We start from the raw sequence: 23,894 nt of genomic DNA, 5'->3' as shown, positions 1-23,894 counted from the left end.
TTATACCAGGTCAGATAATGCAGGTTCTAAAATACTTGCGTTTGGAAATTTCTCCTTATACCATTCACGTTCGCAGAATGTAAGGTTTGCGGTTTTATGCGGCATCTCGATTACTTTCTGGAATTTGAATCCCACACGTGTAATCAGCATGTGCATAGGTTTTGCTTTTACATCTGCTTCGCCAATACATTTGCCCACTTCCGGTTGATTGAAAATATATTCCATTACCACCTGAATAAGCTGCATGGTATATTTTTTATTTTTATCTGTTGGTGCAATAAGTAAATGTGCACCGAAATCTGTTGGTAATGCGTCATAATATTTACCTACACTATCGCGCATCGGCCAGTACGGCTCCATGGTAAAAGTTGCTTCACCATTGATCTCCCCAACAAAAGAATGTGAGTGATCGGAGTCCATGAGCATGATGTAAAATTCTTCCAGTTCACGGATCGGACCATCCATTTTCCAGAATGCTTTGGTATGTTCCATGTTAAACCATCCGTGCAGCATGCTTAAGTCTTTAGACATATCAAAGGCACGAAGTGTAATAGTGATATCCTGCTCAGCAAAATATTTTACATACAAGACATCTTTTGTTTTCGGCTTGATCAGGCCATTGCAGCAGTAGCGATACATAAACGGATTCGGGTAGTCACTGTACACCGCCGGATTTTCAATAGGCTGGCGCGCTTCATCCATGTTCCGGATCGTTGTTACCAGATTTGATTTTAAATACCAGTCACGCGCATTCAGCATGTAGTGTACAAAACCGGTTGAATCTTTAAACCTGATTGCTTCCAGTTCTTCCGCTACAATATCCAGCAGGCTGTATTCAGAAATCAGTTTGTTTACACCAAATGCATTGATCAATCCTAAAATATTGTTATACAAAATGTAGTATGTATACTTCGGATGAATCATTTCTTCCGGTACAATAGACATGCTGCGTTCGGCCAGATCAGAAACGTGTGTCAGCAATTCGTCAGCCTTTCCATCTCTGAAAAAGTATCCCTGATTATCACGGAACAACAGTTTAGCCGGGTAACCGATCGCATCCATCTCTAGCAATACATTCTGCTGATGCGCTTCGCAAGCCAATCCGTATTGATTGTAAATACCAACCAACGGAATAACACTTACCTGAACATATTTACGCATCCAGCTCCTGGCAGCTTCTTCTATACTTACATCTGTATTGCCTGCAATGGTTGAGATAATATTTTTTATACGTGCCGGCTGATTATAAATGCCATCCTGTGAAAGAGCGGCAATCAGTGATACATTCCGGTTGGCAGCTTCTTTGTAAAAAGAATTGATACGCACCACCGTATTAAACCCTTCGATCCAGGCATTGTCTTCTCCTTTTATCATAAAGAAACCCGGGTCTGAAACAAATTCAAGTTGAGGATAATCAGCCGCAAGATTTATACCCCATGCGGTTTTCATCAAGCGACTGATATCGTATCCTCTCCATAACTCACGTTCCAGATTTACACGTTCGGAGTTCGTAATCTTAACGTGTAATGAAAACTTAAACATGTATGGAAAATCTTTGCTGTACACGGTACGTACAGACGACGTTGGCGTAAACAGCGGACCCGCTTCGCCTAAATATTTAAGATGGCCTTTTAATAATAATTTCTGTACCTGTGCATCATTCATCAGATGCATCGCTTCCCACGGGTGACATGGAATGATGGTATCGTTGTTATTATTGATCAGATCTTTTATTGTCTGCGAAGTAGCAGCGTCTTTCAATAATGTTTCTTTTAATACACTGGAAACAGGCGTTTCCAGTGTGCTCTGTTCATTAACAATATTTGGTGCAGCTAAAAAATAATGTAATTGAAATGATTCGCTGCATTCCGGGGAATACTGAATGAGTGCTGTTTCATTGAACCCCATGCGGCTCTTTGCAACCGGGTGCATCTGGTGTCCAAGCAATAAAGACTGCTCTGCTTCAATAAACGACTGAATTGCTTTATTAATGGTTTTTAATTTTCCTGTTGATTCGGCATAGTTTATGTACGTATTCGTATTAGCTAAACTATCCTGAACACGATCTGCTAATACAGTATTTTCTGCATCATTGATCTGTTCAACAAACGCAATAAAATCTGCCAGAGAAATATTGCCGAATGCATCTTCTCTTGAATTTCGTGAAATGATCGGAAAACGAAATACATGCCGGCCGGTTGGAGAAAAATAATCCACCGCGCAATAAATTTCTTTTTCAGAAGATGCATCTTTTATTTTGATCAGCTCAAAATTAGCTGATTCATTCATGTATGACGCCAGCGCCGGATCGTGCTGTGGTACATGGTTGAATTTATGCCAGCAGGTATGTTCCTTTAAGAAACAGTTTATAATGGTGGAGAAAACATAATTTGCAGTCCACTGTTTTTTATTAATTATTCCTTGCGTATTCATTGCCGATATTTTTTATTAATTCTAAAATGGTTGAAATGTCTTTTGCAGTTGTTGCCGGATTCAGCAGGGTAAATTTCAGGTATACTTCGTTGTTTACTTTTGTACTTGCAACCAGTGCTTTTCCTGAATCCATCAGTTTTTTCCGAATAAACTGATTTAAGGTATTCAGTGCTGAAACTTCGGTGGAATACGGATTATAACGAAACAGCAGTGTGCTGATCTCCGGATGGTTCAGCAATTCAAAATCGGGATCTTTATCGATCATATTCGCTGCCTGTTTAGCGGTGTAAATGATCTGGTCAATGTATTCACCTAATACGTCTTTACCCATTAAACGCAGTGTGAACCAAAGTTTAAGTGCATCAAACCGGCGGGTTGTCTGAATGGTTTTGTTTACCTGGTTTGGATAGCCGTCTTTTTCCTGCTCTACCGGATTGAGGTAATCCGCATGGTAACACATAAGTCTTAACGTGTCTTTATCGCTTACCAATAAAGCGCTGGAGCTTACCGGCTGGAAAAAGGATTTGTGATAATCAACGGTTACAGAATTCGCATATTCAATACCGCTTAATTTATACCGGTGGTTATCGCTCAGCATCAGTCCGCAGCCATATGCAGCATCCACATGAAACCAGGTACCGTATTCTTTCGCCAACTCCCCTAATTCGATTAACGGATCAATACTGCCAAAGTCTGTAGTTCCGGCTGTTGCAACAATTGCAATCGGAATGTTTCCCTGAGCAATTTCTTTTTCCATCAGGTTCTTTAATTCCTTCGTGTTCATTTTAAAACGATTTCCTACAGGAACACATACTACTGCATGCTCACCGAGGCCAAGTATGCTGCATGCTTTTTTAATGCTGAAGTGACTTTTTTCCGAACAGAATACCCGGAAGCGTTTTGCATCTTCCGGCAAGCCCTGCATTTTTACATTGTATAACAAGGTGCGGTTAATATAATAATCGCGGGCCATCAGCAGCGCCATTAAATTTGACTGTGTGCCGCCGCTTGTAAATACACCGTCTGCAGAAGCACCCAAGTGCAATTGTTCACAGGTCCAGTCAATCAGTTTCATTTCCATCAACGTGCCCCCTGCACTCTGATCCCAGGTATCCATAGACGAATTCAATGCGCTGATAATAATTTCAGCAGCAAGTGAGGGGGTTACAACCGGGCAATTTAGATGTGCAATGTATTTTGGCAAATGAAAGGCAACAGCATGCTGACTGTAAATGGATTTTACCTCCAGCAGTAAATCGTCAATACTTGAACTGGTGGTATTAAAATCAATGGACTGAACAGCTGGTTTCAGATCTGCGGGTGTGATCCCGGAAAAAGGCTGCGTGGTATTTCTGAAATGTGCCGTTACAAAATCAATTGTTTTCTGTAATGTTCGGGCATAATGGTTAATATTTGCCTCCTGGTGATTCATTATATGGATCTGATGGCCTTTATTTCGCACAAACAGACTCCCTATCGACTTTCTTACTTTTGTATACATAACAATTTTCCCTAGCGTGAGTATGGGGACAAAAGTATGCGCAAAATAAGCGCTACGATGTGCATTTCGGGAACAAATATGTTCCATTCCGAATTATGAATTATTAAAATAATACAATTTTAAAAATACTATAAATCCTATAATTTTAACTATTCCAAGATTACATTATTCCTAATTATAATTTAATGGCTATTATTTTGATTATTTTAATAATAAAACTAATTTAGACTAATTATAATTAACTATAATAAATTCAAAATGAAAACTCTTACCATACATGATTTTCTAAAAAGGGTCAGTACAAGCCTCCAGGCGGAATATACTCTTGAAAATAAAGTAAGCAAGGTGGTAATTAATCATGCTCAGGTTGAAGGCAGCATTATAGGAATTGAAATTGATAAAGGCATTACGTTCACTATTCATGATTTGTATATTAAAGAACCTTTGATCTTCAAATCGCTGATTGATATTGAATATTTCAAACTGAGTTTTTACCTGGAAGGTGATTATACCGTTGGTACCAATTATACGGATGAAGAGGAATCTATTCAGAAAGGAATCTGCAGAGGATTATTTTTTAAGAAGGGCGCGATCAATACGATACTGCCTAAACAACGTCGGATTTATTCAATCGATATAAGTTTCCATAAACCTGTTATCCGAAAACTATTGTCTACGATGCCGGGGTCCGAAGAAACGCGCGAGAAGATCAGATCGTTTTTGGCGAGTCCGGAAAATGTTATTTTTAAAAGTCAGATTCCTGTTCACATTTATCAGATCCTGAATTCGATCACTGAAACGCTTGCTAAAACAGGCGAACACCCGATCACACAGAAATTGCAGCTGCTCTCACAGGCACTAAATCTGGTAAAAGAGATTACGGTCTCTACGGAAGAACTTCTGGACCATTCCATCAAACAGGTTTACCTGAATTCTCAGGATATTCCCAAACTCCTGCAGGCGAAGGAATACATTGATAAAAATATAAGTACTCCAACAACCTTAAAAGAGCTTTCTAAAATTGTTTGCTTAAATGAATTCAAATTGAAAAAGGGATTCAAAGAGCAATTTAATACAACGGTACATAATTACATTGTTGAACAGCGTTTGTGTACATCGTGTGTGATGCTAAAAGAAAAAACGTGCCCGATCAGTGAAATTGCTTATGCAATCGGCTATCAGTGCCCAAGTAAATACATTCACTCTTTCCGCAAGAAGTTTGGGGTAACCCCTGGCAAATACCGTAAGCTGGTGGTAGCAGCATGAGGTGAGTAAAATTCCAAGTTCCAAATTCCAAGTTCCAAATTCCAAGTTCCAAATTCAAAATTCCAAATTCCAAATAATTAATTATTAATATCCTTTATATTAAACAGAAAAGAGCGGCACGTATTCAGCGCCGCTCTTTTATTTTATTTACAATTGAAAAAATGGATTACTTAATAACCTGGCTTTCGTGTACAATCAGTTTGTAACTACCAGTAGTACCGTGCCCGAAGATTACATACGTGAAGTGCTGGCCTGCAGTACCTCTTGCTTTATCCGTTGGCGTATACACACCATTTGCAGCCTCTCTTGGATCTGAATTATATGCTCCGCTAAGTTCACCTTTAGTAGTTTCTGTGCCAGCTTTAATGATTCTCCATTCCGCATCTATACCTGCAGGGTAGTTTGTAAATGCGCTGCTTTGGCCGAATGCAATATTTTCATGTGCACCTACCTGCGTAGCCCATTTGTTGAAGCTTGGATAAAATGCCTGTGCCGAAACAGATTTTGTTACGGTTGAATCAAATACGTTGATGTATCTGTATGAAAAATTAGTTGCTGGCGGCGCAGTGGTAATGTTATCTGTAACAACTGTCACAGCAGGGTTTTCCGACGTTCCGTAAACAATAAGCGTATAGTACTTATCTTTTTCTATTGTAACGGGTAATTCTTTTTCAGAGCCATTTACAGAAAATTTAAGCTTACGGCTTCCTTCAGCAACAGGTACATAAGCAGAATAAGAATCTGCGCCTACCGTAGCAATTGCATCGGCATCCAATTTAAAAGCTACAGCAGAAGAATTATCGCTGATCGCATTAATTACAAGTACGCTTGTTTTTTTTTCAACAACGGGGGTAGTTGGTGCAGGAGCTTCGTCCTTATCATCTTTACAGGAAACAAACGCTGCGCAAACAATCGCAAGCGCAAGTATATACTTTTTAAACATAGTTGTATTTTTTTTTCTGCAAAGCTATCAGTCGTTTTACATTTTCAGACGTGCCTTTTTGTATAAAAAATGTACTAAAACGGATTACCTGTATACCAATACGCCTATTTTAAATCCGTTTATGCTTAGCTGAAACAGGCAACTTTGCCGAAATTTGCGGTTATCTACTTCAATACCTTATTTATGCGCAGCAGTTTCCTTTTGCTTCTTTTTATAGGCACAACCCAATATCTTGCCGCTCAGAATATAATTTCAGGACACGTTTACTCAAATACAGATTCACTTGCCATTCCATTTGCACATGTATATGTAAAAAATGCCCAGGGGCACATGCAGCACACGGTAACAAATGAATCGGGAGCATTCAGCTTTTCAGACATAACTGAGGCAACAACTTTAACCATCAATTTTGTTGGCTTCCAGCATCATACACAGATTGTACTGCCAGGAAATAGTTATGCTGTTTATTTAATTGAAACACATTCAGATGAAATTATTATTTATGCAGACCGTTTTGGAAAACGCGAAGAAGAAGTTATTTCAATGACGCTGCTAGACAATAAAACACTTGTTGAACAAACGTCGATCAATTCCAATCTAAATGAGATGCTGGGCAAAACAGTTCCGGGTATGGCGGTAAGCACGGAATCTGCCAGCACCTATGGGCAAGGTATCCGCGGTCGTGATATGCTTGTTTTAATTGACGGGATTCCACAATCAACTCCCGTGCGCAGTTCTTCCAGAGAGCTTCGTTCCATTGATGTTTCTGCCATTGAACAGATAGAAATTGTACGTGGAACAACGGCTTTATATGGCTATGGCTCAACAGGCGGTATTGTAAACATGGTAACTAAAAGACCTTTGTATAATAAAGATACGCTGCAGTTCATCACTTCTGTTTCAGGCAATACAGCGCTTGTATTTGCAAACAATGCGTATGTGAAAAGCGGTCCGATGGGTGGCCGCGCCGTGCAGCAGATTTCAGGTCAGAAGAAAAACTTTTTTTTTAACGTTGGCGGTTCCGTTGAACACATCGGAAAATATTATGATGCGCAGGGCGATTTGATACCGCTCGATCCGCTAGGGCAGGGCGGCATGGCGAATACAAACAATTACAACATTCAGGGAAAATCAGGATACCACATTGATTCTGTATCATCCATTGAAGGTTCTGTAAACTATTACAGCAGTACACAGATACCGGGGTATACGGCTGTTTCGGGCGAGTATGGTGTTAAAAAAGCAACCGCTTATACCCGGGGGAAATATCCGGATGAACTTGGCACGGCAACAAGAAGTTTGAATACTACTTTACGTTACCGCAACGATGCGTTTATAAAACATACCGCTCTCAACGTACTGGTTTATTTCCAGCAATCTTATTCACGCTTTCCGTATGATCCGGCATCTGCCTATTTCCCTCCGTACAATGGTAATACCTCTGCACAGACATTTATTGAATCAAAAAAAATCGGGAGCAGGATTGACTTCAAAACAAAAACCCCATTCATCCGGGGCAATTCTATTCAATATGGTTTAGACATTATTTCTGATAATACAACCCAGCAATTAACCGATGGCCGGGTATGGGTACCGCCTATTACACAGTTAAATCTTGCACCATTCCTACAGATGCAGCAAACGTTGGGCAAGCTTATTTTAAGAGGTGGCATGCGCTATGAAACTGTTAATCTGATTGTATCTGACTTCAATACATTAGCAACAATTGTACCTGCACATTTTGTTGAAGGAGGTTCACTGCAATACAATCAACTGCTATTTAATGCGGGCATACGCTATAACATTGTTCGCTGGTTTTCTCCTTTTGTATCTTTCGGACAAGGATATGCTACTACTGAAGTAGGCCGCGAACTGAGACAGACCAGTGCATCAAAAGTTACCGATCTTCAGCCCAAAGCACAGCTTGTAAACAATTTTGAATTCGGCTGGGATTCACGCATTGGAAAACGTCTGATATTTTCGGCAGTAGCCTTTTACAATACATCGAAATACGGCGTTACGCTTATCGGCTCTTCGTTTGACGTACAACGTGCACCGGAACGCCTGTATGGTGCAGAAGCAGAGGCGACATATACATTGAAAAAATGGATCTTCCAGGCAACTGCTTCTTATGTAGAAGGAAAAGTGGATTATAATAATGACGGTGCCTATACCGATTATCTTTTGGGAACACGCATCTCCCCTCCTAAACTAACCGGAAGAATTTCGTACGATGTTACACCAAAATTCCGTGTACTGGTGCAGGGCTTGTATGCCGGAAAAAGAAAAAGATTTGAAAACCAGACACAAAGTTTTGGTATGGGTACAGTAACGGATTACGCATTATTTGATTTAATCATAAATTACAACATCTGGAAAGGCAATCTAAGTCTGGGTATCAATAATGTACTGAATACGTTTTATTATCCGGCCATTTCACAATTTGCAGCAACCAGCCTGTATTATGTAGCTGGCCGTGGACGTACTGCTTCGATTACCTATACCATCCGTTATTAATTATTCTTATGGCGATTCACAAAAAACAGGTTTATCTGATACACTCCTGGGCGGGTATTATTGCGGGCATTGGTCTATTGATCTTATCTGTTACCGGTACTGTGCTTTGTTTTAAATCAGATCTGGAACCAATCGTTTATCCTGAATTAGTTGCATTTAAAAACGCGCAGCCGGTAAAATCCTATGATGCTCTTTATAAAGAAGCTGCTGAAGCTTATCCGGACTATTTTATGTTACGCATCTATGCACCATCAGAGCGTGATGAAACATACAAGGCGATTATGTTTGGTAAAAAAAATATAGAAGACGATATTCATATTTATTATACCCAAACCGGCTGGAAACAGCTGCCCGACCGCTGGCTGCATGTAGTAGAAGAGCTGCATGTTTATTTATTAATGACCCGCTACACCGGGATGGTCTTTAACTTTCTCTTAAGCGCTGCGTTGGTATGTGTGAGCATTACCGGATTCTGGATCTACCGCAAACCGATTTTTAATATCCTTTCGTTTAAGACTCCTCTTCAGTTAAAATCGCTTGCAAACTGGCATAACAATATTGGATTGATATCGCTCGTATTCTGCTCCATAATGGGATCTACAGCGCTGATCATCACGTTCCCTTCTGCTTTCAGCGGACCTGTTAAAGCACGTGTATTACAAACAGAAATGATCAGCGGTAACCTGGACGATCTGATTATTAAATCTATTCCGTTCAAGGGAGACAGCACAGAAAAATTAAATAACATTACTTTTCTGCATGACAAACTTCAGTTTCATTATAATAATCCTTTTTATAAAAACGGTGCGCTGGGCGAATTTACCCGTGTAGTGCTGGATACAAAAACGGGAGAAAAAGTAAAACGCTCCGGCAAATCTGAAACTGAGCTGATGCGTGCATTAAATAGTTGTGTATCCTTTCACTATGGAAATTTCGGCGGGCTTACAATAAAGATCCTGTATTCATTGAGCGGCATTTTGCTATCGCTGATTGTTGTTACGGGAGGATTACTTTATTTTAAACGAACAAAAAAAATAAGCTGGAACAAAAAGACCGTGAAAGCCAATGCTGTTGCGGTTACAGCAGCCCAGCGTTTTAAACAAACAGTAACATACTGGTCCGTATTTTTTACAGGTTTCTTCTTTATCGGAGCATTGCTAGGCTTGTTCATGGGTCAGCCTTTCCGATCCGGCGTATATCTTACAGTACTATTATTATTCCCTTTTGTATTGAATATGCTTTTGCTCGCTGTGTTTCTCCTTTTCTATCATTTGACCCGTTTGATCCGAAGAAGAAAAACAACACAATTCATCTCCAGCTACAGCAGTATTTCACTATACTTCTTCACGCCTACGTTGGCTTGGTATGTGCTGGTATATGTGTGGTAAGAATTTCGTCTGGACAATGATGCATCTGATTCAATTAAATGATAAGATCATCCGAAATAACTATGGCACCGCATGCTTAACTATCTATAGCAATGTCAAAGTGAAAATACGCACAATACAGAAATAGTTAATCAGAAAAACACCTTCGGTATTGTGCGTATGAGATTGCTGCATATTTTTTCTATAAATATTCGACCCCGATGGGGTCGGCTTCAATTAAAAATTATAATTACCGATACAAATACTAAACAGTATTAAATTAATAATAGCAGTTATAAGGTACATCCATTTGTTGGCTCTTCCGAAAGGTACATTCCTCGGTAAACTTTTACTGGCTTTTATTCCGGAATATTTTTATATTATATAAACAGTATTTATTCTTTCAAACCAGCTATGCAGACACACGTACACACAAACACCTTCCAAACTATTTTCAGAATTATTCTCGGTACTTTTATGATTGGCGCTGCTATCGGTCATTTCACCTTTGCCCGCACGGATTTTCAGGCGCAGGTGCCTGACTGGGTGCCGATGGATAAAGATACCGTTGTGCTGCTTTCCGGTATTCCTGAACTGCTGCTGGGCTTGGCATTAGTATTCTGGACCAGACAAAAAGTATACATCGGCATCATACTGGCCATTTTTTATGTACTGGTTTTTCCCGGAAATATTGCACAATATACCGGCGCACATGATGCGTTTGGTTTAGATACCGATCAGAAAAGACTAACCCGCTTATTTTTCCAGCCGGTCCTTATTCTATGGGCGTTATGGAGTACAGGCGCATTGAAGGCATTACTAAAAAAATAATTTCTCCGAAAAAAAGTTTCATGCACACCGCCACATTGACTGGAGATGTGTATGTTTTTTTTATTCTTTAAGCTTCATCATCCACGTTCCTTTTGAAGGATGCATAGGTACAGGAATGATTCCGATCCATATAAATCCCAATTTAAATTTCCACTGTCCGCTTATTGTTTTACCATCGCTTGATAAATCTCCATAATAATAGATTGGCCTGTGTTTTTTATTGTATGTTTTTTTTGTTCCTGCCCGATCAACAAACACTGTCAGAACAGGCATCTGTTTTACAAATTCAATTTTATTGCCGCTTGAAATCCCTTTAATTTCGCCAATTCCTTCTGTACCGCCTGTACTTAAATCGTCGGCCACAGTTCCTTTAAATGTATTTCCGTTAACAGAAAGTATTTCAATAGTAAAGTTGGTTTGTATAAAACCTCTTGCCTTATTTATCTTTTCATTCAGGAAACTATAGTATCCTGTCCACTGTCCTTTTTGAATCATATATTCGGTGATAATTTATATCGTTTAGCGATTGATCGTTTAAATAATTAGGCATTGATATCATTTATCAACGTTGCTGCTTCTGCTGAAAGTTTTGTTAATGTGCGGGATATTTTTTTAACAGAACTTTTTTCCTTTTCACACTTTTCAATCAATTCCTTTACTGATCGGTTATAAAGAATTTTATTTATAAGCTGTATATTATCTCCACTAGATTCAACTGTTATTTGATTGAATTCAGAAACGTGTGGTTTTGCAAAAAATATCACGTAAAGCTGGTCATTTATGTTGATTTTTAATTTCAGTGAATCTATAATGGCTGAACCGCTTATTCTTTCATGCAATTTACGGATCAATCTTTTTCTGTATGCAGGAATAAAAAAGAATATGATACTAAACAGTACAATAGAAAAAATAAAAACAACTGCTGCCAGTTTAAGATACATCTGTACGGGTCTTTTATCTATTGGGTCTCTCCAGTAGCTCATCAAATCAATAGTTCCGAAAAACAGTATGGATAAGCCAAGTGTTTTCAGATAATCAAGAAAATAAGTGCGTTGTTTTCATTAAGGTAGCATTATAACTTACTGCTCATAATTCAATGATTCTATTACGGTTTATGTATTGATAGTTTCTTTAATGCACCTACCGTAACATTTCCACAAACGCCTTTCTCAAATACAGGCATTTCATATGTATGTACCATGTTATCTGCGGAAACGAGGTCAATGAATATCTCTTTTATTTCATACTCAAATCCAAATGAATCTTCTTTTGTCCAGTCGTATTCATAAACAGGTTCGTATGAGACTACAAAATCATCCCCTTTCTTTTCGAGTGCATCTATTGAAAAATTTGCTGAGCGAATGCGGTATACGTTCAGGCTATCAAGATCATTAACTACCCGAACATACGTTTTATTGGCATGCAGGTCATACATTGTTCCGTATGTAAACAGCGCGGGTACTGTAGATACAAGAATGAATAATGCAGGAGCTATCCGTTTCCAGTTATTTTTAAATTGAAAAAAATACAGGATAGAAAAAATCAGGATAATGCAGCTAAAGACCAGATACGTAACTATTATAAAAAATGAAATCAGTTCGATGTGTACATTCATTGCATGAAAAGAACGCTGATAAAACCAGTAAAAAAAAATCACCGTTCCTATTGTAAGAGGCAACATTGCACCTGCATAGATCAGCCTTTCGTACGTGTATTGTTTCATAAAGAATGAGTCATAATTGTTTTAAACTTCTGTGGAAGTATGTGTCCTTGGCGTTTACAGCAGCATGGCTTTCCGAAACGTTGATAGTAATTCAGAATTCATTCGTAAAATCTCTTACCTGAATTGTTTGTCCGTTTTCCTCTTGGTACTCCGCCCATAGGAGAATGTCTCTCCAATCTGTTCTGGCTTGTTGTATTGTCTTTTCTAATTGTAAAATATTTTTGTTTGCTAAATAAATAACAGCTCTTATTATCCGAGGATTTTGGAATGCATTATCTGAAATAATAAAACGCTGCATGGATCGGAATGCCTCCGGATACTTTTCACCAAAATCTGCCCGAAGTTTATGTTTGATGTCTTCAGCATACAGGTTCAGGTTGATGCTTTTCTGATCCGCATCTGCCGTGCATCTTAAATCAGGATTTATAATTTCAAGTACTTTTCCGAAACCAATTGTGTTTGCGCCTTCGCAAAATGTAAATGCCATGTTTTCGTATATGCGTTTTGCAAAATATTCTGCTCCGAGTATAGTTATTTCAGCATTGACTTTTGTTCCTGGTTCAGCAGTATGCTGTCCAATATATACCTGTTGTCCGGATGTAAGGTACTCGGGATAGTTTTCAAATTCAATATGCGGCCGGTAGCCGGAATGTGCCGGACTTTTTCTGCCACTTTTTTCAGATGGCAAAAATTCTAACTCAGCTATGAAGTCTGTTGGTTTCATATATGCGTATGGTTCACTAAACACATGTACTTTATTAACTGCATATTTATTTATTGAAAAGTAAGGTACAGAGGTTTTTGCAGACAGGCAAATGAGTAATAAAACAGAAAAAACATACCATCTATAGGGGTTATCTTGATGTTAATTGTCCTGTAAATATAACCCGCACCATAATGAACAAACGTTTCTTTTATTCAATCATTTTATCTGTATTCATTTTTACCAATTGCAGAAAAGAAGATAATAAACCTGAACATAATAAATTAGTTATTGTTGATCGAAGCGGAAACACAATCGTTACCGAACCTTTAAGCAATACGGATATTTCGGGATCATTCGACCCATCGTTTGGTGTTTCCGCGGAAACACCATCAGGCGACTGCCGTTTAGGCATTGGTCAGTTTAAGGCTTACGTACCATCCAGTATAACATTTACGTCACCCGCGTACAGCAACAGCATAGGTATGTATATTAGTTATGCGGCAGGTTCCTGGGCAGCAACAGGCGGCAACGTAGATATTGAAAGCAAAAGCGGTTCTCCGTTATATGGCACCGGCGGAACACAATTTATGAAACTCACATTTAATAATGTACAATTTACACTACAATCCACCTACTCAAACCAAAATCCTCCCGCTGATACGATTTGGGTAAGCGGTGTTATAAATGCGTATCGGTAACAGCAAACCAATATCTTACATCTATAGTCAATAATGTACACTACAAGTTGTTGGTGCTCCCCGTTGTTTTTTGTCCTTCAAACAATTATTTATCCATGCGGAAACACCAACAACGGCAAGGCGATTTAATAACGCCCACGATTAAAATCGTGGGCTGGTTGCTAAAAAAAAGAGTGATACTAAATTAGTATCACTCTTTCAATAATATAAACGGAACAGTACTTACACTGTCATCAATTCTTTTTCTTTAGCAGCGATCAATGCTTCTAACTTTGCAGAGGTATCGTTGGTTAAGGCCTGCACTACTTCTTCCGCTCTTTTTACTTCGTCTTCAGAAGCACCGTCCTTTAATAATTTTTTCAACTCATCGTTTGTCTCCTGACGGATCTTACGGATGCGTACTTTACCGCTCTCGCCTTCTGCCTTTGTCTGTTTTACCAGGTCTCTGCGTCGCTCTTCTGTAAGCGGCGGTACGTTGATACGGATCACATCTCCATCGTTCTGCGGATTGAAACCCATGTTTGCATCACGAATCGCTTTTTCAATCGTTGTTACCATGGATTTTTCGTATGCCTTGATCGTGATCGAACGCGGCTCCGGAACAGAAACCGTTGCAACCTGCGCCAACGGTGTAGATGAACCGTAGTAATCTACCATGATCCCGTCAAACATATTCGGAGAAGCTTTACCCGCACGGATCTTGGATAATTCAAGCTCTGTATGTTTGATAGCCTTTTGCATGCTATCTTTTGCGTCGTCTAAGTATAAATTAATTTCTTCCATAATTGAAATTCTTTTTATAGTAATCGGTTATCCTTATAAATTCAGCAGTATTATAATTTCACCAGTGTACCCACACTTTCGCCTTCTAATACTTTCAATAAATTGCCCGGTCTGTTCATATCAAAAATAATGATCGGCAATTCATTTTCTTTGCATAACGTAAAGGCTGTCATATCCATAATGTTCAAACCTTTTGCATAGGCTTCATCAAATGTAATGGTTGTGTAGCGGGTAGCCGTAGGATCTTTTTCGGGATCGGCCGTGTATACGCCATCCACACGTGTACCTTTCAATACCACTTCTGCTTCAATTTCAATGGCACGTAAACTTGCCGCTGTATCCGTAGTAAAGTACGGGTTACCTGTACCGGCACCAAACATTACGATACGTCCTTTTTCCAGGTGGCGGATCGCACGTCTGCGAATGAATGATTCACATACCTGTTCGATTTTGATACCTGACATTAAACGTGTATCCAGACCGATATTTTCAAGCGCACTTTGTAAGGCCATGCAGTTGATCACCGTTGCAAGCATACCCATATAATCTCCCTGCACACGGTCAATGCCCGTAGCAGCAGCTTCAATCCCTCTGTAAATATTTCCGCCGCCTACAACAATCGTTATTTCAACGCCTTTATCAGCAATTGCTTTGATCTCGTTTGCATAACGGATAAGAACCTGGCTGTCAATCCCATATTTCTGTTCGCCCATTAAGGCTTCACCACTCAACTTCAGGAGAATACGTTTATATTTCATAGTTTCTTATTTTTCAATACCGGGAACATGCTGAAATGACAAACTAACGATGCCAAATCCTACAAATATATATCCATTTTGCTTAATAGGAAAATGGATGACCGCTTAACACGCCCGTTTTTGAAGAAAAATATCAACAAATTACATTTAGCGCATTATAATCAAGCGGTTATGTATGTGATACACGTATATACTGCCTCACCGGCTATTCGTTTCTGTTCATAATAAATACGTGTTAAATCAAGCATAAATGCATCTTTATACTTAAAATTGTAGTATAACGTATGCGGCTCAGATGGGTGCGCACAGCTTTATTTTAATTGTACATCATGTCTACAAAACGTTTATTTCAATTTCCCCTTCTTTTATTCTTTACTGCTGTTGTTCTATTATCTGCATGTAAAAAACAACCTGCAAAGACAAGTGAAAAAAATACACCTAAAACTATACAAACAAGCCGTGGAGCATACAACCCAAGCAATCCGCTTTACTGGGATCTGATTCACACCAAGCTTGAAGTATCCTTCGATTTCAAGAAAAAACATTTGCTGGGTAAAGCAACGCTTTCTGCAAAGCCGCATTTTTACGCCCAAAACACAGTGGTATTACAGGCGAAAGGATTTGATATTCATTCCATCAGTTACCTGAATGGCGCAAAGATCAGCAGTTATACATACGATTCTAAAGCAATTACCATTACGCTGGATAAAAATTATACCCGTACCGATACCTTAAAGCTTGTCATTGATTATACCGCAAAACCGGATGACCTTCCCAAAACAGGCAGCGACGCGATCACAGAGGAAAAAGGATTGTACTTTATTGATCCATTAGAAACAGATCCGAAAAAACCTACACAGGTGTGGACACAAGGCGAAACGCAATCTGCATCGTGCTGGTTCCCTACGTTTGATTCGCCCAATCAACGCAGCACCCAGGAGATGTACATTACAGCTGATAAAAAATATCAGGTTATTTCAAACGGTGAATTAAATTATAAAACTGAAAATGCAGACGGCACGCTGACCTGGTCGTGGTCGATGAAAAAACCACATGCCCCTTATTTATTTATGATGGCTGTTGGCGAGTTTGCAAAAGTAACAGATACCTGGAATGGCATTGAAGTAAGCTATTACGTTGAGCCGGCGTATGAAAAATATGCGCGCAGCATTTTTGGTGAAACACCAGCCATGATCGAATTCTTTTCAACGAAATTAAATTATCCGTTCCCTTGGCCGAAATATTCTCAGATTGTGGTGCGTGATTTTGTGTCAGGAGCAATGGAAAATACGTCTGCCAGTATTTTCATGGAAGCACTGGAAGTGGATGATCGTTTTTTAGTAGATGATAACTGGGAACAGATTATCGCACACGAATTGTTCCACCATTGGTTTGGTGATCTGGTAACCTGCGAAAGCTGGTCGAACCTGCCATTGAACGAATCGTTTGCAAACTTTTCTGAGATTGCCTGGTTTGAACACAAACATGGTTACGAAGCCGGATTGAAGCATGCACAGGAAGATCTGGAAGGATATTTATCCGAAGCTGAAACGACTCAGAATCCGTTGATCCGTTTTCATTATACAGACATTGAAGAAATGTTTGACAGACATAGTTACAACAAAGGCGGGCTTGTATTGAATATGCTGCGTGATGCGGTTGGAGAAGAAGCATTTTATAAATCCTTGAATCTCTATTTAACACGCAATGCCTATTCACCTGTTGAAATTGATGAGCTGCGTATGGCTTTTGAAGATGTTACCGGCGAAGACATGCACTGGTTCTTTGACACGTGGTTCATGAAACGCGGACATGCTCAGCTGAGTGTTGAGCATCATGTTTCTAAAGATAAAAAAACTGAGATCGTTATTGAACAGATGCAGGACACAACAGAAGGTACGCTGTATCGCATTCCCTTACAGATTGATTACAGAACATCCGGCGACACAACGCTGCGCTCTGCGCGTTACTGGATCAGCCAGAAGAAAGATTCTATCGTGCTGCCGGTTTCAGTTTCAGAACTATCTTATCTGGTTGTAGACAGCAAGCATCTTGTTGTTGGTACGGTTCAGCATGAAAAAAACAGAACGTTATTGAAAGGACAATTTTTATACGGGACAGATTACCTACTGCGTAAAAATGCGTTTGAAGCTTTGGTAAAACCAGCTTCAGCAAAAGATAATCCCTACCTTGTTCAGCCTGAAAACATAGACTTTCTTACTAAAGCATTGAATGACCGTTCTGCTGAAGTACGTTCGGTTGCCTTATTAGAATTCACAAAACGTGCGGTACCAAATCTTGAGACGGTATTTATTCCAAAAATGAAAGAGATGGCCCAGACAGAACCAAATGGCGAGCTGCGTTCTAAAGCTATTTCTCTGGTTGCTTCCTTAGAAAATAATGCCGACTATATTTCTATTTATAAAAAAGGATTGAATGATCCTTCTTATTACGTTTCCGGTGCAAGTCTAAAAGCCTTACTGGTATTGCAGGATGCGGAAACAGTTGCGCGCATAAAAGAATTTGAATCTATTAATAACGTAAACTTCATATCAAGCTTAGCGGCATATTTCATACAAACCAACGATCAGACACACTATAACTGGTTTGAAGAAAAAATGCAGCAGGCATCTGATCAGGATGTATATAACCTGATGGGCCTGTTTACCAAATACGCGCTGCAGCTGGGCAATGAAGACAAAGCCCGTGCAAGCAAATTATTAAAAGACATCAGTATAAATAATCAGCATGAAGTGATTCGCCAGAATGCTACCCTGTATTATCAATATCTGGATAAATCTTTAAAAAACTAATCCATACAAATCAAATACGTTTTTCACTATGAAACACTTATCCATCCTCGTTGCTGCTGCTTGTTTTGCGTTATGGTCATGCGATCAGAAACCTCCGAAAGAAACACTTACACAAGCACAGACTGATTCCATTGCGGCATTAACTGCAACACAAAGCAGTGTTGACACGGCATCCAAGCCTGCTCCGATGGAGAAAAAAATAATCCCGCCCAACAGTAAAGTAGTTGACAGTTTATTAAAGAAACCGGTTACTACACCTGCAAACAATCCGTTTGGGTTAAAGCCGGGTGATAACCTGCTCACATCCGGAGCACTAAATAAAGAGCCGTTAAAAATGCGCATGCAAATAATCTTAGGTGATAAGTTTGATGAATACAAAAAATTCCTGACAACAGCGAAAGCATTAAAAAAGGATTCAGATGGTTTTTTATATGCTGAAGGTGCTGCTGCAAAAGGTTCAAAAAACAAAGCATTCTTTTTATATCAGCATGAACAGGATGTATTGTTTGTAGGATATCAGAAAGGCGAAGAACGTTTAATGCTGAACGATATGAAATCACGGATGTTTGCTCCTGAATCGGTTGATATGTGGGCAGAAAGGCCAATTGAATACTAATTATTGGATCTTTTTAAAAGGCTTCTGAATATTCAGAAGCCTTTTTTATTAACCGGCTGACACAAAAATATTCCTGCCTGATTTAACTATTTCTTTACAAAGAACGAACGAATAATTATTTAAACATTTCATTTCTCCTTTTATCAGGGATTTGTATCTTTAATTACGCGAAGCCTAACTCATTAGCATTGAGCTGCAAAAGCCATTGTTTTCTTTTTACTTTTTACGCATACATATAATGATCTATTACCTGAAAAAATATTTTAAAACAGGTTGTCTGCTTGTTTTTATTCTGTCCATCTTATCAGTCGGAATCTGGGGTGTCATTTTTATACAAGGAAAAAAAGAAATTCAACGGCAGACCATTGCTTTTGGAGCACACACTGCACAAGCTGCTACACACAAAATCGATTCTGTGTTATCGAACATCAGCCGCACAGCACAGCAATTCGCCGATTCATTAAGCCATAGAAATTTTACCAAAGAAGAAATTGAACAGCACCTTAAAAAAGTTGCCGATACGCAGCCGTATATTTTAGGTGTAACGGTTGCTTATCTGCCGTATCAATTCAATCCGAAACAACGCCTCTACGCACCATTCTACAGCAAAAAAGAAGACCGCATTTTACAGACGGGTGAACTGTATGACTATACCGACCGCACGCGCTGGAACTACAGTGCCTGGGTTTTCAATCCGATAGAAAAAGACATCTTCTGGGCCGAGCCCGGCTACGGACCGGCAGCTCAGGCCGTAGTAACAGAATACGGCATTCCGTTTTATGATACCAAAGACCCTTCTAAAAAAATTGGTGTGGTAGATATTACGTTTTCTTTACAGGGTTTTAATAAATTATTGAACACACTGAAACTTGGAAAAACAGGTTACGCAATGTTGGTTTCCAAAGAAGGCCATATACTTTCCCATCCGCGGGAAGATTATTTACTTTCGCTGAAATCTATGAATGACGTGTCAGAAGAAACGGATGATCCCCGATATAAACAGGCAGTCAAAAAACTGCTGAATAAAGAAACAGGATATGTAGAATATTTAAATCCATTGCTAAACAGAACATCAATCGTATTCTATCAACCCATCCCGACGACTAAATGGTCGATTGCTGTTAACATCATCAAAGATGAGATCGAGCCCGATTTCGAATACAGCTATAAACGGGAAATTATTTTATCCATCTTTATTTTATTCGCCCTTATCAGCGGCAGTATTTTACTTTTCAAATTATATAAAGCAGAACGTATCTGGATCATTGCTGCAGAAATAACTTTTTTATTACTTGTTGAGATCGGTTTTATCTGGTTCAGACACCAGCAGCAGCCGATGTTTGATTATGCTTCCGACGAAACTGTTATCTCGGATGTAAACGGTATCAATACATTTATCAATCAGACCAATGGAGAATCAGAAATATTGCATGAAGACAAACCTGTTTATATTCCAACCGGTATTTATGTGCGCAACATTGAATTTAAAGATGGCAGGCTTATCGGTTTAAACGGAAGCATCTGGCAAAAGCTCGACACCGTTTTACATAAAGATGTTGAGCCCGGTGTGAGTTTCCCTGACCTATCAACCGATGCAGAAGCTTTTAACATGGAAGAAGTGTATGACCGGATCGAAGACGGCCACCGCGTTATCGGCTGGAATTTCCGGTTGAACATTTTAAATAAAGTGGATTACAAATTGTATCCCTTTGATCGAAAAGACCTGAAAGTTAATCTCCGCCATCATACAGTTGGCAAAAACATATTTCTGGTACCCGATGCGGATGCGTATGAATCGCTGATCCCGTCTACCGACCCGGGAATCAACAAAAGCATTCCGTTGGTAGGCTGGGATTTTCTGGGCAGTTATTTTTCGTATGAATATAAAAATCTGAATACGAATTTCGGCTTGCAGCATTATCAGCGCCAGCGCAATTTACCCGAACTGAGTTTTAATATTATCTTAAGCAGAAAAATAATCGGTGCACTGATCGCACACATTCTGCCACTGCTTATTATCCAGCTGATGCTGTTCGGTGTGATTGTTATATTTTCAAAAACCCAGGTTGAAATTTCGGGTTATAATACCTTTGGCGTCATTAACAGCTGTGCAGCGTTCTTTTTTGTAATTGTAATCTCTCACATTGATCTCCGCAATACGCTTGAAATAGAAATGGTGACATACCTGGAATACATTTATTTCATTGTTTACATCTACGTCTTACTGGTAACGGTGAACGCCCTGTTATTTTCTTCAGCAAAGCATTATGCGTTTGTTGACTACAACAATAATTACATTCCCAAACTGATCTTCTGGCCGCTGTTTATGCTGGCCAGTATATTGATTACGCTGGTATTGTTTTATTGATATATAATTGGTACTCTCCCTCCCTCACCCACGGCTGAAGCCGTGGGCTGTGAATGTGGGCTGTGAATGTGATTAGGATCTATTCTTCAAAATCAAGAAAAAACATGGGTAAATATTCTGTAATGTCTGATGCGATCATACCGGCTTTTGATTTTACTTCTGCGGCAGCATCTCCCGCATACCCATGCGCGAATACGCCGAGCCGCGCTGCATCGGCCGGGCTATAGCCTTGCGCCAAAAAGGATGTAATGATACCTGTTAATACATCTCCGCTGCCTGCTGTAGCCAGGCCTGAATTGCCGGTAGAATTAAAGTGTACCACGCCTGTAGGCATAACTACCGCGGTGTACGCACCTTTCAAAACAATGATCACCTGCATTTTTTTAGCCATTTCAATCGCTTTATGCAAACGTTCCCAGCTGTTCTGAAATTTCATACCTGCCAAACGCTCCAGTTCTCTCGGGTGCGGCGTTAAAATACTGTTGGGCGGAATATGTGTGATCCAATGTGGATTCGAAGCTAAAATATTTAATGCGCTTGCATCAATAACCAATGGATCAACAGAAGATACGAGTAATTCTTCCAGCACGTCTGCCGTATACGGATGCTCCCCTAAACCAACACCGATACCTATTGCACTGTAACCATCTATATCCGGCAATACTGTTACCACTTCTTTATTCGGATCAATACTTAATATGGCTTCAGGAATAAGTGTCTGTACAATATCAACACCACTGCCGGGAATGTGTACACAAACCAAACCGGCACCGGTACGCAAAATTGATTTTGCCGCAAGTGTTGCAGCCCCCATCATTCCTTTACTTCCTGCTATAAGCAATACTTTTCCAAACGTGCCTTTATGTGAAAACACCGGCCGTTTGCGTATCATTTTATGAATAACTGCAGCATCTGTATAGGAATAATCGCTTACGATATCTGCCGCACCTTCCATCTTTAAACCAATATCAACAATGTGCCATGCACCTGTGAATGCTTCATGGTCTGACAAAAACAGCATCAGCTTGGGCATCTGAAATGTAATGGTGTGATCGGCTGTAATAATTGCCGCGTGCTTTGCCGGATAATCACTGTACAAACCAGACGGTACATCTACCGCATACACTTTATTTTCTGTTGCATTGATCTTATCTATAATCGCTGCATATACACCTGTTACTTCGCGGTTCAGGCCGGAACCTAACAAGGCATCAATAATCAGTATATTGGCAGGAATTTTAACGAGATCTTCTTCTGTGACAATGGATGTAACAGCAACCATTTTTTCCAGGCGCGACAGGTTTGCTGCACAGTCGGAAGTAAGCGGCCCGGATTTTACAATAAACGGTTTTACTTTGTAACCTCGGTTGATCAGTAAGCAGGCAATTGCCAAACCATCTCCGCCATTATTCCCTCTTCCGCAAAATACCCATATTTCTTTTTGCAGCGAGGTATGTTTGGTAAACCATCCGACAAATGCTTCTGCTGCCCGCTCCATCAAAGCAAGTGATGTAATGTGTTCTGCTTCCTGGGTGTAAAGATCCAATTGATGAATTTGTGCCGCTGTTAAAATCTTCATATTTGTAATCGTTTATTATAAACAGAAATTAAATATTACTTTCAAAGTATGTGATTCATAATTCATAATTCATAATTCATAATTCATAATTCATAATTCATAATTCATAATTCATAATTCATAATTCATAATTCATAATTCTATTAAAACGCCATCGAAAAATAGATACCCGCAGCACGATTGCTGTACATCGGCATTACAACTACTTTCTTATTCCATTTATATCTATGTGTCCAGTATGCAATGTGTGCGCTTAACATACCAATACCCGCACCTACCAGCACATCGCTGGTATAATGCCTGTTGTTCATTACGCGCAGCACACCTACAGATGTAGCCACTGTATATGCGCCAATCGGATACCAGATACTTTTATGTCCGTATTCCCGCTGTATCATTACCGCACCTAAAAATGCCTGTGCAGTATGTCCCGAAGGAAATGATTTATCACCGTCTCCATCCGGACGGATCACGTGTGTTGTATTTTTCATCAGTGTTGTTGTTATAAACATGATTACTTCCGCTTTAAATAAGATTGCCGTTCTGTTTTTAACATCTGTTTTTGCTTCTACACCGACCCAATCCAGTCCGTACAGAAATGGAATGGATGCAAAGCGCAGGTAATCATCAACGCTGGTATGAAAACCCGGATAATTGGTTGTTACTGAATTTTTAACACTCAAATCATTCAACGGAGTATTATGCAGTTTCATAAACATACCGGCCCCAATCAGCGATACCGGCACTATTGACTGTTTAAGGTATTTTGAAACAGGCTGCCCCAGTTTAACCGTGTCTGTTTGCGCGGACACCCGTATTGCCAGCCCCAGCAGCATCATTCCTAAAAACAATCCCCGTATTCTTTTATTCTTCATAATCTAATTATTGATACTACTATTTTTTTTCTAAAAAGCCTATTCAGCCGATTATAAATAACTATTTAAAAATAATGTCTTCTTTTCTGTATAATTTGTAGATAACCCTTTTCCTAT

General features: G+C 39.4%; 19 protein-coding genes. 8 read left to right on the top strand and 11 right to left on the bottom strand.

Annotated features, from left to right (window positions below):
* Entirely contained in the window at nucleotides 1–2,433 is a 2,433-nt protein-coding gene (locus CHU_RS02925; protein WP_011583994.1) for a GNAT family N-acetyltransferase, read from the bottom strand.
* A complete protein-coding gene (locus tag CHU_RS02920; protein WP_011583993.1) occupies nucleotides 2,411–3,865 on the bottom strand; it encodes a pyridoxal phosphate-dependent decarboxylase family protein in 1,455 nt (484 codons plus the stop codon). The genes CHU_RS02925 and CHU_RS02920 overlap by 23 nt, the downstream gene beginning before the upstream one ends.
* Nucleotides 3,866–4,192: 327 nt before the next feature.
* Here CHU_RS02920 and CHU_RS18755 point away from each other — a divergent pair, with 327 nt between their 5' ends.
* Complete coding sequence (locus CHU_RS18755) at nucleotides 4,193–5,200, top strand: helix-turn-helix domain-containing protein (protein WP_011583992.1); 1,008 nt, start codon at nucleotides 4,193–4,195, stop codon at nucleotides 5,198–5,200.
* Nucleotides 5,201–5,366: 166 nt separating this feature from the next.
* On the opposite strand, the gene CHU_RS02910 is transcribed toward CHU_RS18755, so the two are convergent.
* Nucleotides 5,367–6,143 carry a DUF4397 domain-containing protein gene (locus CHU_RS02910; RefSeq protein WP_011583991.1) on the bottom strand — a complete coding sequence of 259 codons (777 nt, stop codon included), beginning with the start codon at nucleotides 6,141–6,143 and terminating at the stop codon, nucleotides 5,367–5,369.
* A gap of 183 nt (nucleotides 6,144–6,326) precedes the next feature.
* On the opposite strand from CHU_RS02910, the gene CHU_RS02905 reads away from it, so the two are divergent.
* The 3 genes from CHU_RS02905 (at nucleotide 6,327) to CHU_RS02895 (ending at nucleotide 10,858) form a co-directional block, all read left to right on the top strand.
* Nucleotides 6,327–8,660 carry a TonB-dependent receptor gene (locus CHU_RS02905; protein ID WP_143143966.1) on the top strand — a complete coding sequence of 778 codons (2,334 nt, stop codon included), beginning with the start codon at nucleotides 6,327–6,329 and terminating at the stop codon, nucleotides 8,658–8,660.
* A gap of 8 nt (nucleotides 8,661–8,668) precedes the next feature.
* Nucleotides 8,669–10,048, top strand: a complete 1,380-nt coding sequence (locus CHU_RS02900) for a PepSY-associated TM helix domain-containing protein (protein WP_011583989.1) — start codon at nucleotides 8,669–8,671, stop codon at nucleotides 10,046–10,048.
* A gap of 393 nt (nucleotides 10,049–10,441) precedes the next feature.
* Entirely contained in the window at nucleotides 10,442–10,858 is a 417-nt protein-coding gene (locus tag CHU_RS02895; protein ID WP_011583988.1) for a DoxX family protein, read from the top strand.
* A 60-nt stretch (nucleotides 10,859–10,918) separates the two neighbouring features.
* Here the strand turns inward: CHU_RS02895 and CHU_RS02890 are convergent, their stop codons facing one another.
* The 4 genes from CHU_RS02890 to CHU_RS02875 all read right to left on the bottom strand — a co-directional run bounded on the left by CHU_RS02890 (nucleotide 10,919) and on the right by CHU_RS02875 (nucleotide 13,305).
* Complete coding sequence (locus CHU_RS02890) at nucleotides 10,919–11,353, bottom strand: hypothetical protein (protein WP_011583987.1); 435 nt, start codon at nucleotides 11,351–11,353, stop codon at nucleotides 10,919–10,921.
* A gap of 47 nt (nucleotides 11,354–11,400) precedes the next feature.
* On the bottom strand, nucleotides 11,401–11,841 hold the full coding sequence (locus CHU_RS02885; protein ID WP_143143965.1) for a hypothetical protein: 441 nt from the start codon (nucleotides 11,839–11,841) through the stop codon (nucleotides 11,401–11,403).
* A gap of 122 nt (nucleotides 11,842–11,963) precedes the next feature.
* Nucleotides 11,964–12,581, bottom strand: a complete 618-nt coding sequence (locus tag CHU_RS02880) for a hypothetical protein (protein WP_011583985.1) — start codon at nucleotides 12,579–12,581, stop codon at nucleotides 11,964–11,966.
* 91 nt (nucleotides 12,582–12,672) lie between these two features.
* The gene (locus CHU_RS02875) at nucleotides 12,673–13,305 is read right to left on the bottom strand and encodes a protein chain elongation factor EF-Tu (protein ID WP_041932153.1); all 633 of its coding nucleotides are present in this window, start codon (nucleotides 13,303–13,305) and stop codon (nucleotides 12,673–12,675) included.
* A 173-nt stretch (nucleotides 13,306–13,478) separates the two neighbouring features.
* Between CHU_RS02875 and CHU_RS02870 the strand changes: the two genes are divergently transcribed.
* Entirely contained in the window at nucleotides 13,479–13,985 is a 507-nt protein-coding gene (locus CHU_RS02870) for a hypothetical protein (protein ID WP_011583982.1), read from the top strand.
* A gap of 222 nt (nucleotides 13,986–14,207) precedes the next feature.
* Here the strand turns inward: CHU_RS02870 and frr are convergent, their stop codons facing one another.
* The gene (gene frr / locus CHU_RS02865) at nucleotides 14,208–14,768 is read right to left on the bottom strand and encodes a ribosome recycling factor (protein WP_011583981.1); all 561 of its coding nucleotides are present in this window, start codon (nucleotides 14,766–14,768) and stop codon (nucleotides 14,208–14,210) included.
* Nucleotides 14,769–14,818: 50 nt separating this feature from the next.
* Nucleotides 14,819–15,526 (bottom strand): UMP kinase, encoded by a 708-nt coding sequence (pyrH, locus tag CHU_RS02860; protein ID WP_011583980.1) that lies wholly within the window; start codon nucleotides 15,524–15,526, stop codon nucleotides 14,819–14,821.
* A gap of 329 nt (nucleotides 15,527–15,855) precedes the next feature.
* On the opposite strand from pyrH, the gene CHU_RS02855 reads away from it, so the two are divergent.
* The 3 genes from CHU_RS02855 (at nucleotide 15,856) to CHU_RS02845 (ending at nucleotide 21,323) form a co-directional block, all read left to right on the top strand.
* Entirely contained in the window at nucleotides 15,856–18,339 is a 2,484-nt protein-coding gene (locus CHU_RS02855; protein ID WP_011583979.1) for a M1 family metallopeptidase, read from the top strand.
* 28 nt (nucleotides 18,340–18,367) lie between these two features.
* The gene (locus CHU_RS02850; protein WP_011583978.1) at nucleotides 18,368–18,955 is read left to right on the top strand and encodes a hypothetical protein; all 588 of its coding nucleotides are present in this window, start codon (nucleotides 18,368–18,370) and stop codon (nucleotides 18,953–18,955) included.
* Between the two features lie 238 nt (nucleotides 18,956–19,193).
* On the top strand, nucleotides 19,194–21,323 hold the full coding sequence (locus CHU_RS02845) for a PDC sensor domain-containing protein (protein WP_143143964.1): 2,130 nt from the start codon (nucleotides 19,194–19,196) through the stop codon (nucleotides 21,321–21,323).
* Between the two features lie 79 nt (nucleotides 21,324–21,402).
* On the opposite strand, the gene CHU_RS02840 is transcribed toward CHU_RS02845, so the two are convergent.
* Both CHU_RS02840 and CHU_RS02835 read right to left on the bottom strand, forming a co-directional pair.
* A complete protein-coding gene (locus CHU_RS02840; RefSeq protein ID WP_011583976.1) occupies nucleotides 21,403–22,902 on the bottom strand; it encodes a bifunctional ADP-dependent NAD(P)H-hydrate dehydratase/NAD(P)H-hydrate epimerase in 1,500 nt (499 codons plus the stop codon).
* Between the two features lie 143 nt (nucleotides 22,903–23,045).
* Nucleotides 23,046–23,777 (bottom strand): phosphatase PAP2 family protein, encoded by a 732-nt coding sequence (locus tag CHU_RS02835; protein ID WP_011583975.1) that lies wholly within the window; start codon nucleotides 23,775–23,777, stop codon nucleotides 23,046–23,048.
* Nucleotides 23,778–23,894 lie beyond the last annotated feature (117 nt).

It is taken from the genome of Cytophaga hutchinsonii ATCC 33406 (genome assembly GCF_000014145.1).
GTDB classification, from domain to species: Bacteria; Bacteroidota; Bacteroidia; order Cytophagales; family Cytophagaceae; genus Cytophaga; species Cytophaga hutchinsonii.
The sequence above is the reverse complement of the archived record's forward strand: the minus strand, read 5'-3'. Positions and strand labels throughout refer to the sequence as shown.

What these genes read in the sequence shown, in the direction of transcription:
- CHU_RS02925 (WP_011583994.1), bottom strand. Translation starts at nt 2,433, where the DNA reads ATGAATACGCAAGGAATAATTAATAAAAAACAGTGGACTGCAAATTAT.
- CHU_RS02920 (WP_011583993.1), bottom strand. Translation starts at nt 3,865, where the DNA reads ATGAATCACCAGGAGGCAAATATTAACCATTATGCCCGAACATTACAG.
- CHU_RS18755 (WP_011583992.1), top strand. Translation starts at nt 4,193, where the DNA reads ATGAAAACTCTTACCATACATGATTTTCTAAAAAGGGTCAGTACAAGC.
- CHU_RS02910 (WP_011583991.1), bottom strand. Translation starts at nt 6,143, where the DNA reads ATGTTTAAAAAGTATATACTTGCGCTTGCGATTGTTTGCGCAGCGTTT.
- CHU_RS02905 (WP_143143966.1), top strand. Translation starts at nt 6,327, where the DNA reads ATGCGCAGCAGTTTCCTTTTGCTTCTTTTTATAGGCACAACCCAATAT.
- CHU_RS02900 (WP_011583989.1), top strand. Translation starts at nt 8,669, where the DNA reads ATGGCGATTCACAAAAAACAGGTTTATCTGATACACTCCTGGGCGGGT.
- CHU_RS02895 (WP_011583988.1), top strand. Translation starts at nt 10,442, where the DNA reads ATGCAGACACACGTACACACAAACACCTTCCAAACTATTTTCAGAATT.
- CHU_RS02890 (WP_011583987.1), bottom strand. Translation starts at nt 11,353, where the DNA reads ATGATTCAAAAAGGACAGTGGACAGGATACTATAGTTTCCTGAATGAA.
- CHU_RS02885 (WP_143143965.1), bottom strand. Translation starts at nt 11,841, where the DNA reads ATGAGCTACTGGAGAGACCCAATAGATAAAAGACCCGTACAGATGTAT.
- CHU_RS02880 (WP_011583985.1), bottom strand. Translation starts at nt 12,581, where the DNA reads ATGAAACAATACACGTACGAAAGGCTGATCTATGCAGGTGCAATGTTG.
- CHU_RS02875 (WP_041932153.1), bottom strand. Translation starts at nt 13,305, where the DNA reads ATGAAACCAACAGACTTCATAGCTGAGTTAGAATTTTTGCCATCTGAA.
- CHU_RS02870 (WP_011583982.1), top strand. Translation starts at nt 13,479, where the DNA reads ATGAACAAACGTTTCTTTTATTCAATCATTTTATCTGTATTCATTTTT.
- frr (WP_011583981.1), bottom strand. Translation starts at nt 14,768, where the DNA reads ATGGAAGAAATTAATTTATACTTAGACGACGCAAAAGATAGCATGCAA.
- pyrH (WP_011583980.1), bottom strand. Translation starts at nt 15,526, where the DNA reads ATGAAATATAAACGTATTCTCCTGAAGTTGAGTGGTGAAGCCTTAATG.
- CHU_RS02855 (WP_011583979.1), top strand. Translation starts at nt 15,856, where the DNA reads ATGTCTACAAAACGTTTATTTCAATTTCCCCTTCTTTTATTCTTTACT.
- CHU_RS02850 (WP_011583978.1), top strand. Translation starts at nt 18,368, where the DNA reads ATGAAACACTTATCCATCCTCGTTGCTGCTGCTTGTTTTGCGTTATGG.
- CHU_RS02845 (WP_143143964.1), top strand. Translation starts at nt 19,194, where the DNA reads ATGATCTATTACCTGAAAAAATATTTTAAAACAGGTTGTCTGCTTGTT.
- CHU_RS02840 (WP_011583976.1), bottom strand. Translation starts at nt 22,902, where the DNA reads ATGAAGATTTTAACAGCGGCACAAATTCATCAATTGGATCTTTACACC.
- CHU_RS02835 (WP_011583975.1), bottom strand. Translation starts at nt 23,777, where the DNA reads ATGAAGAATAAAAGAATACGGGGATTGTTTTTAGGAATGATGCTGCTG.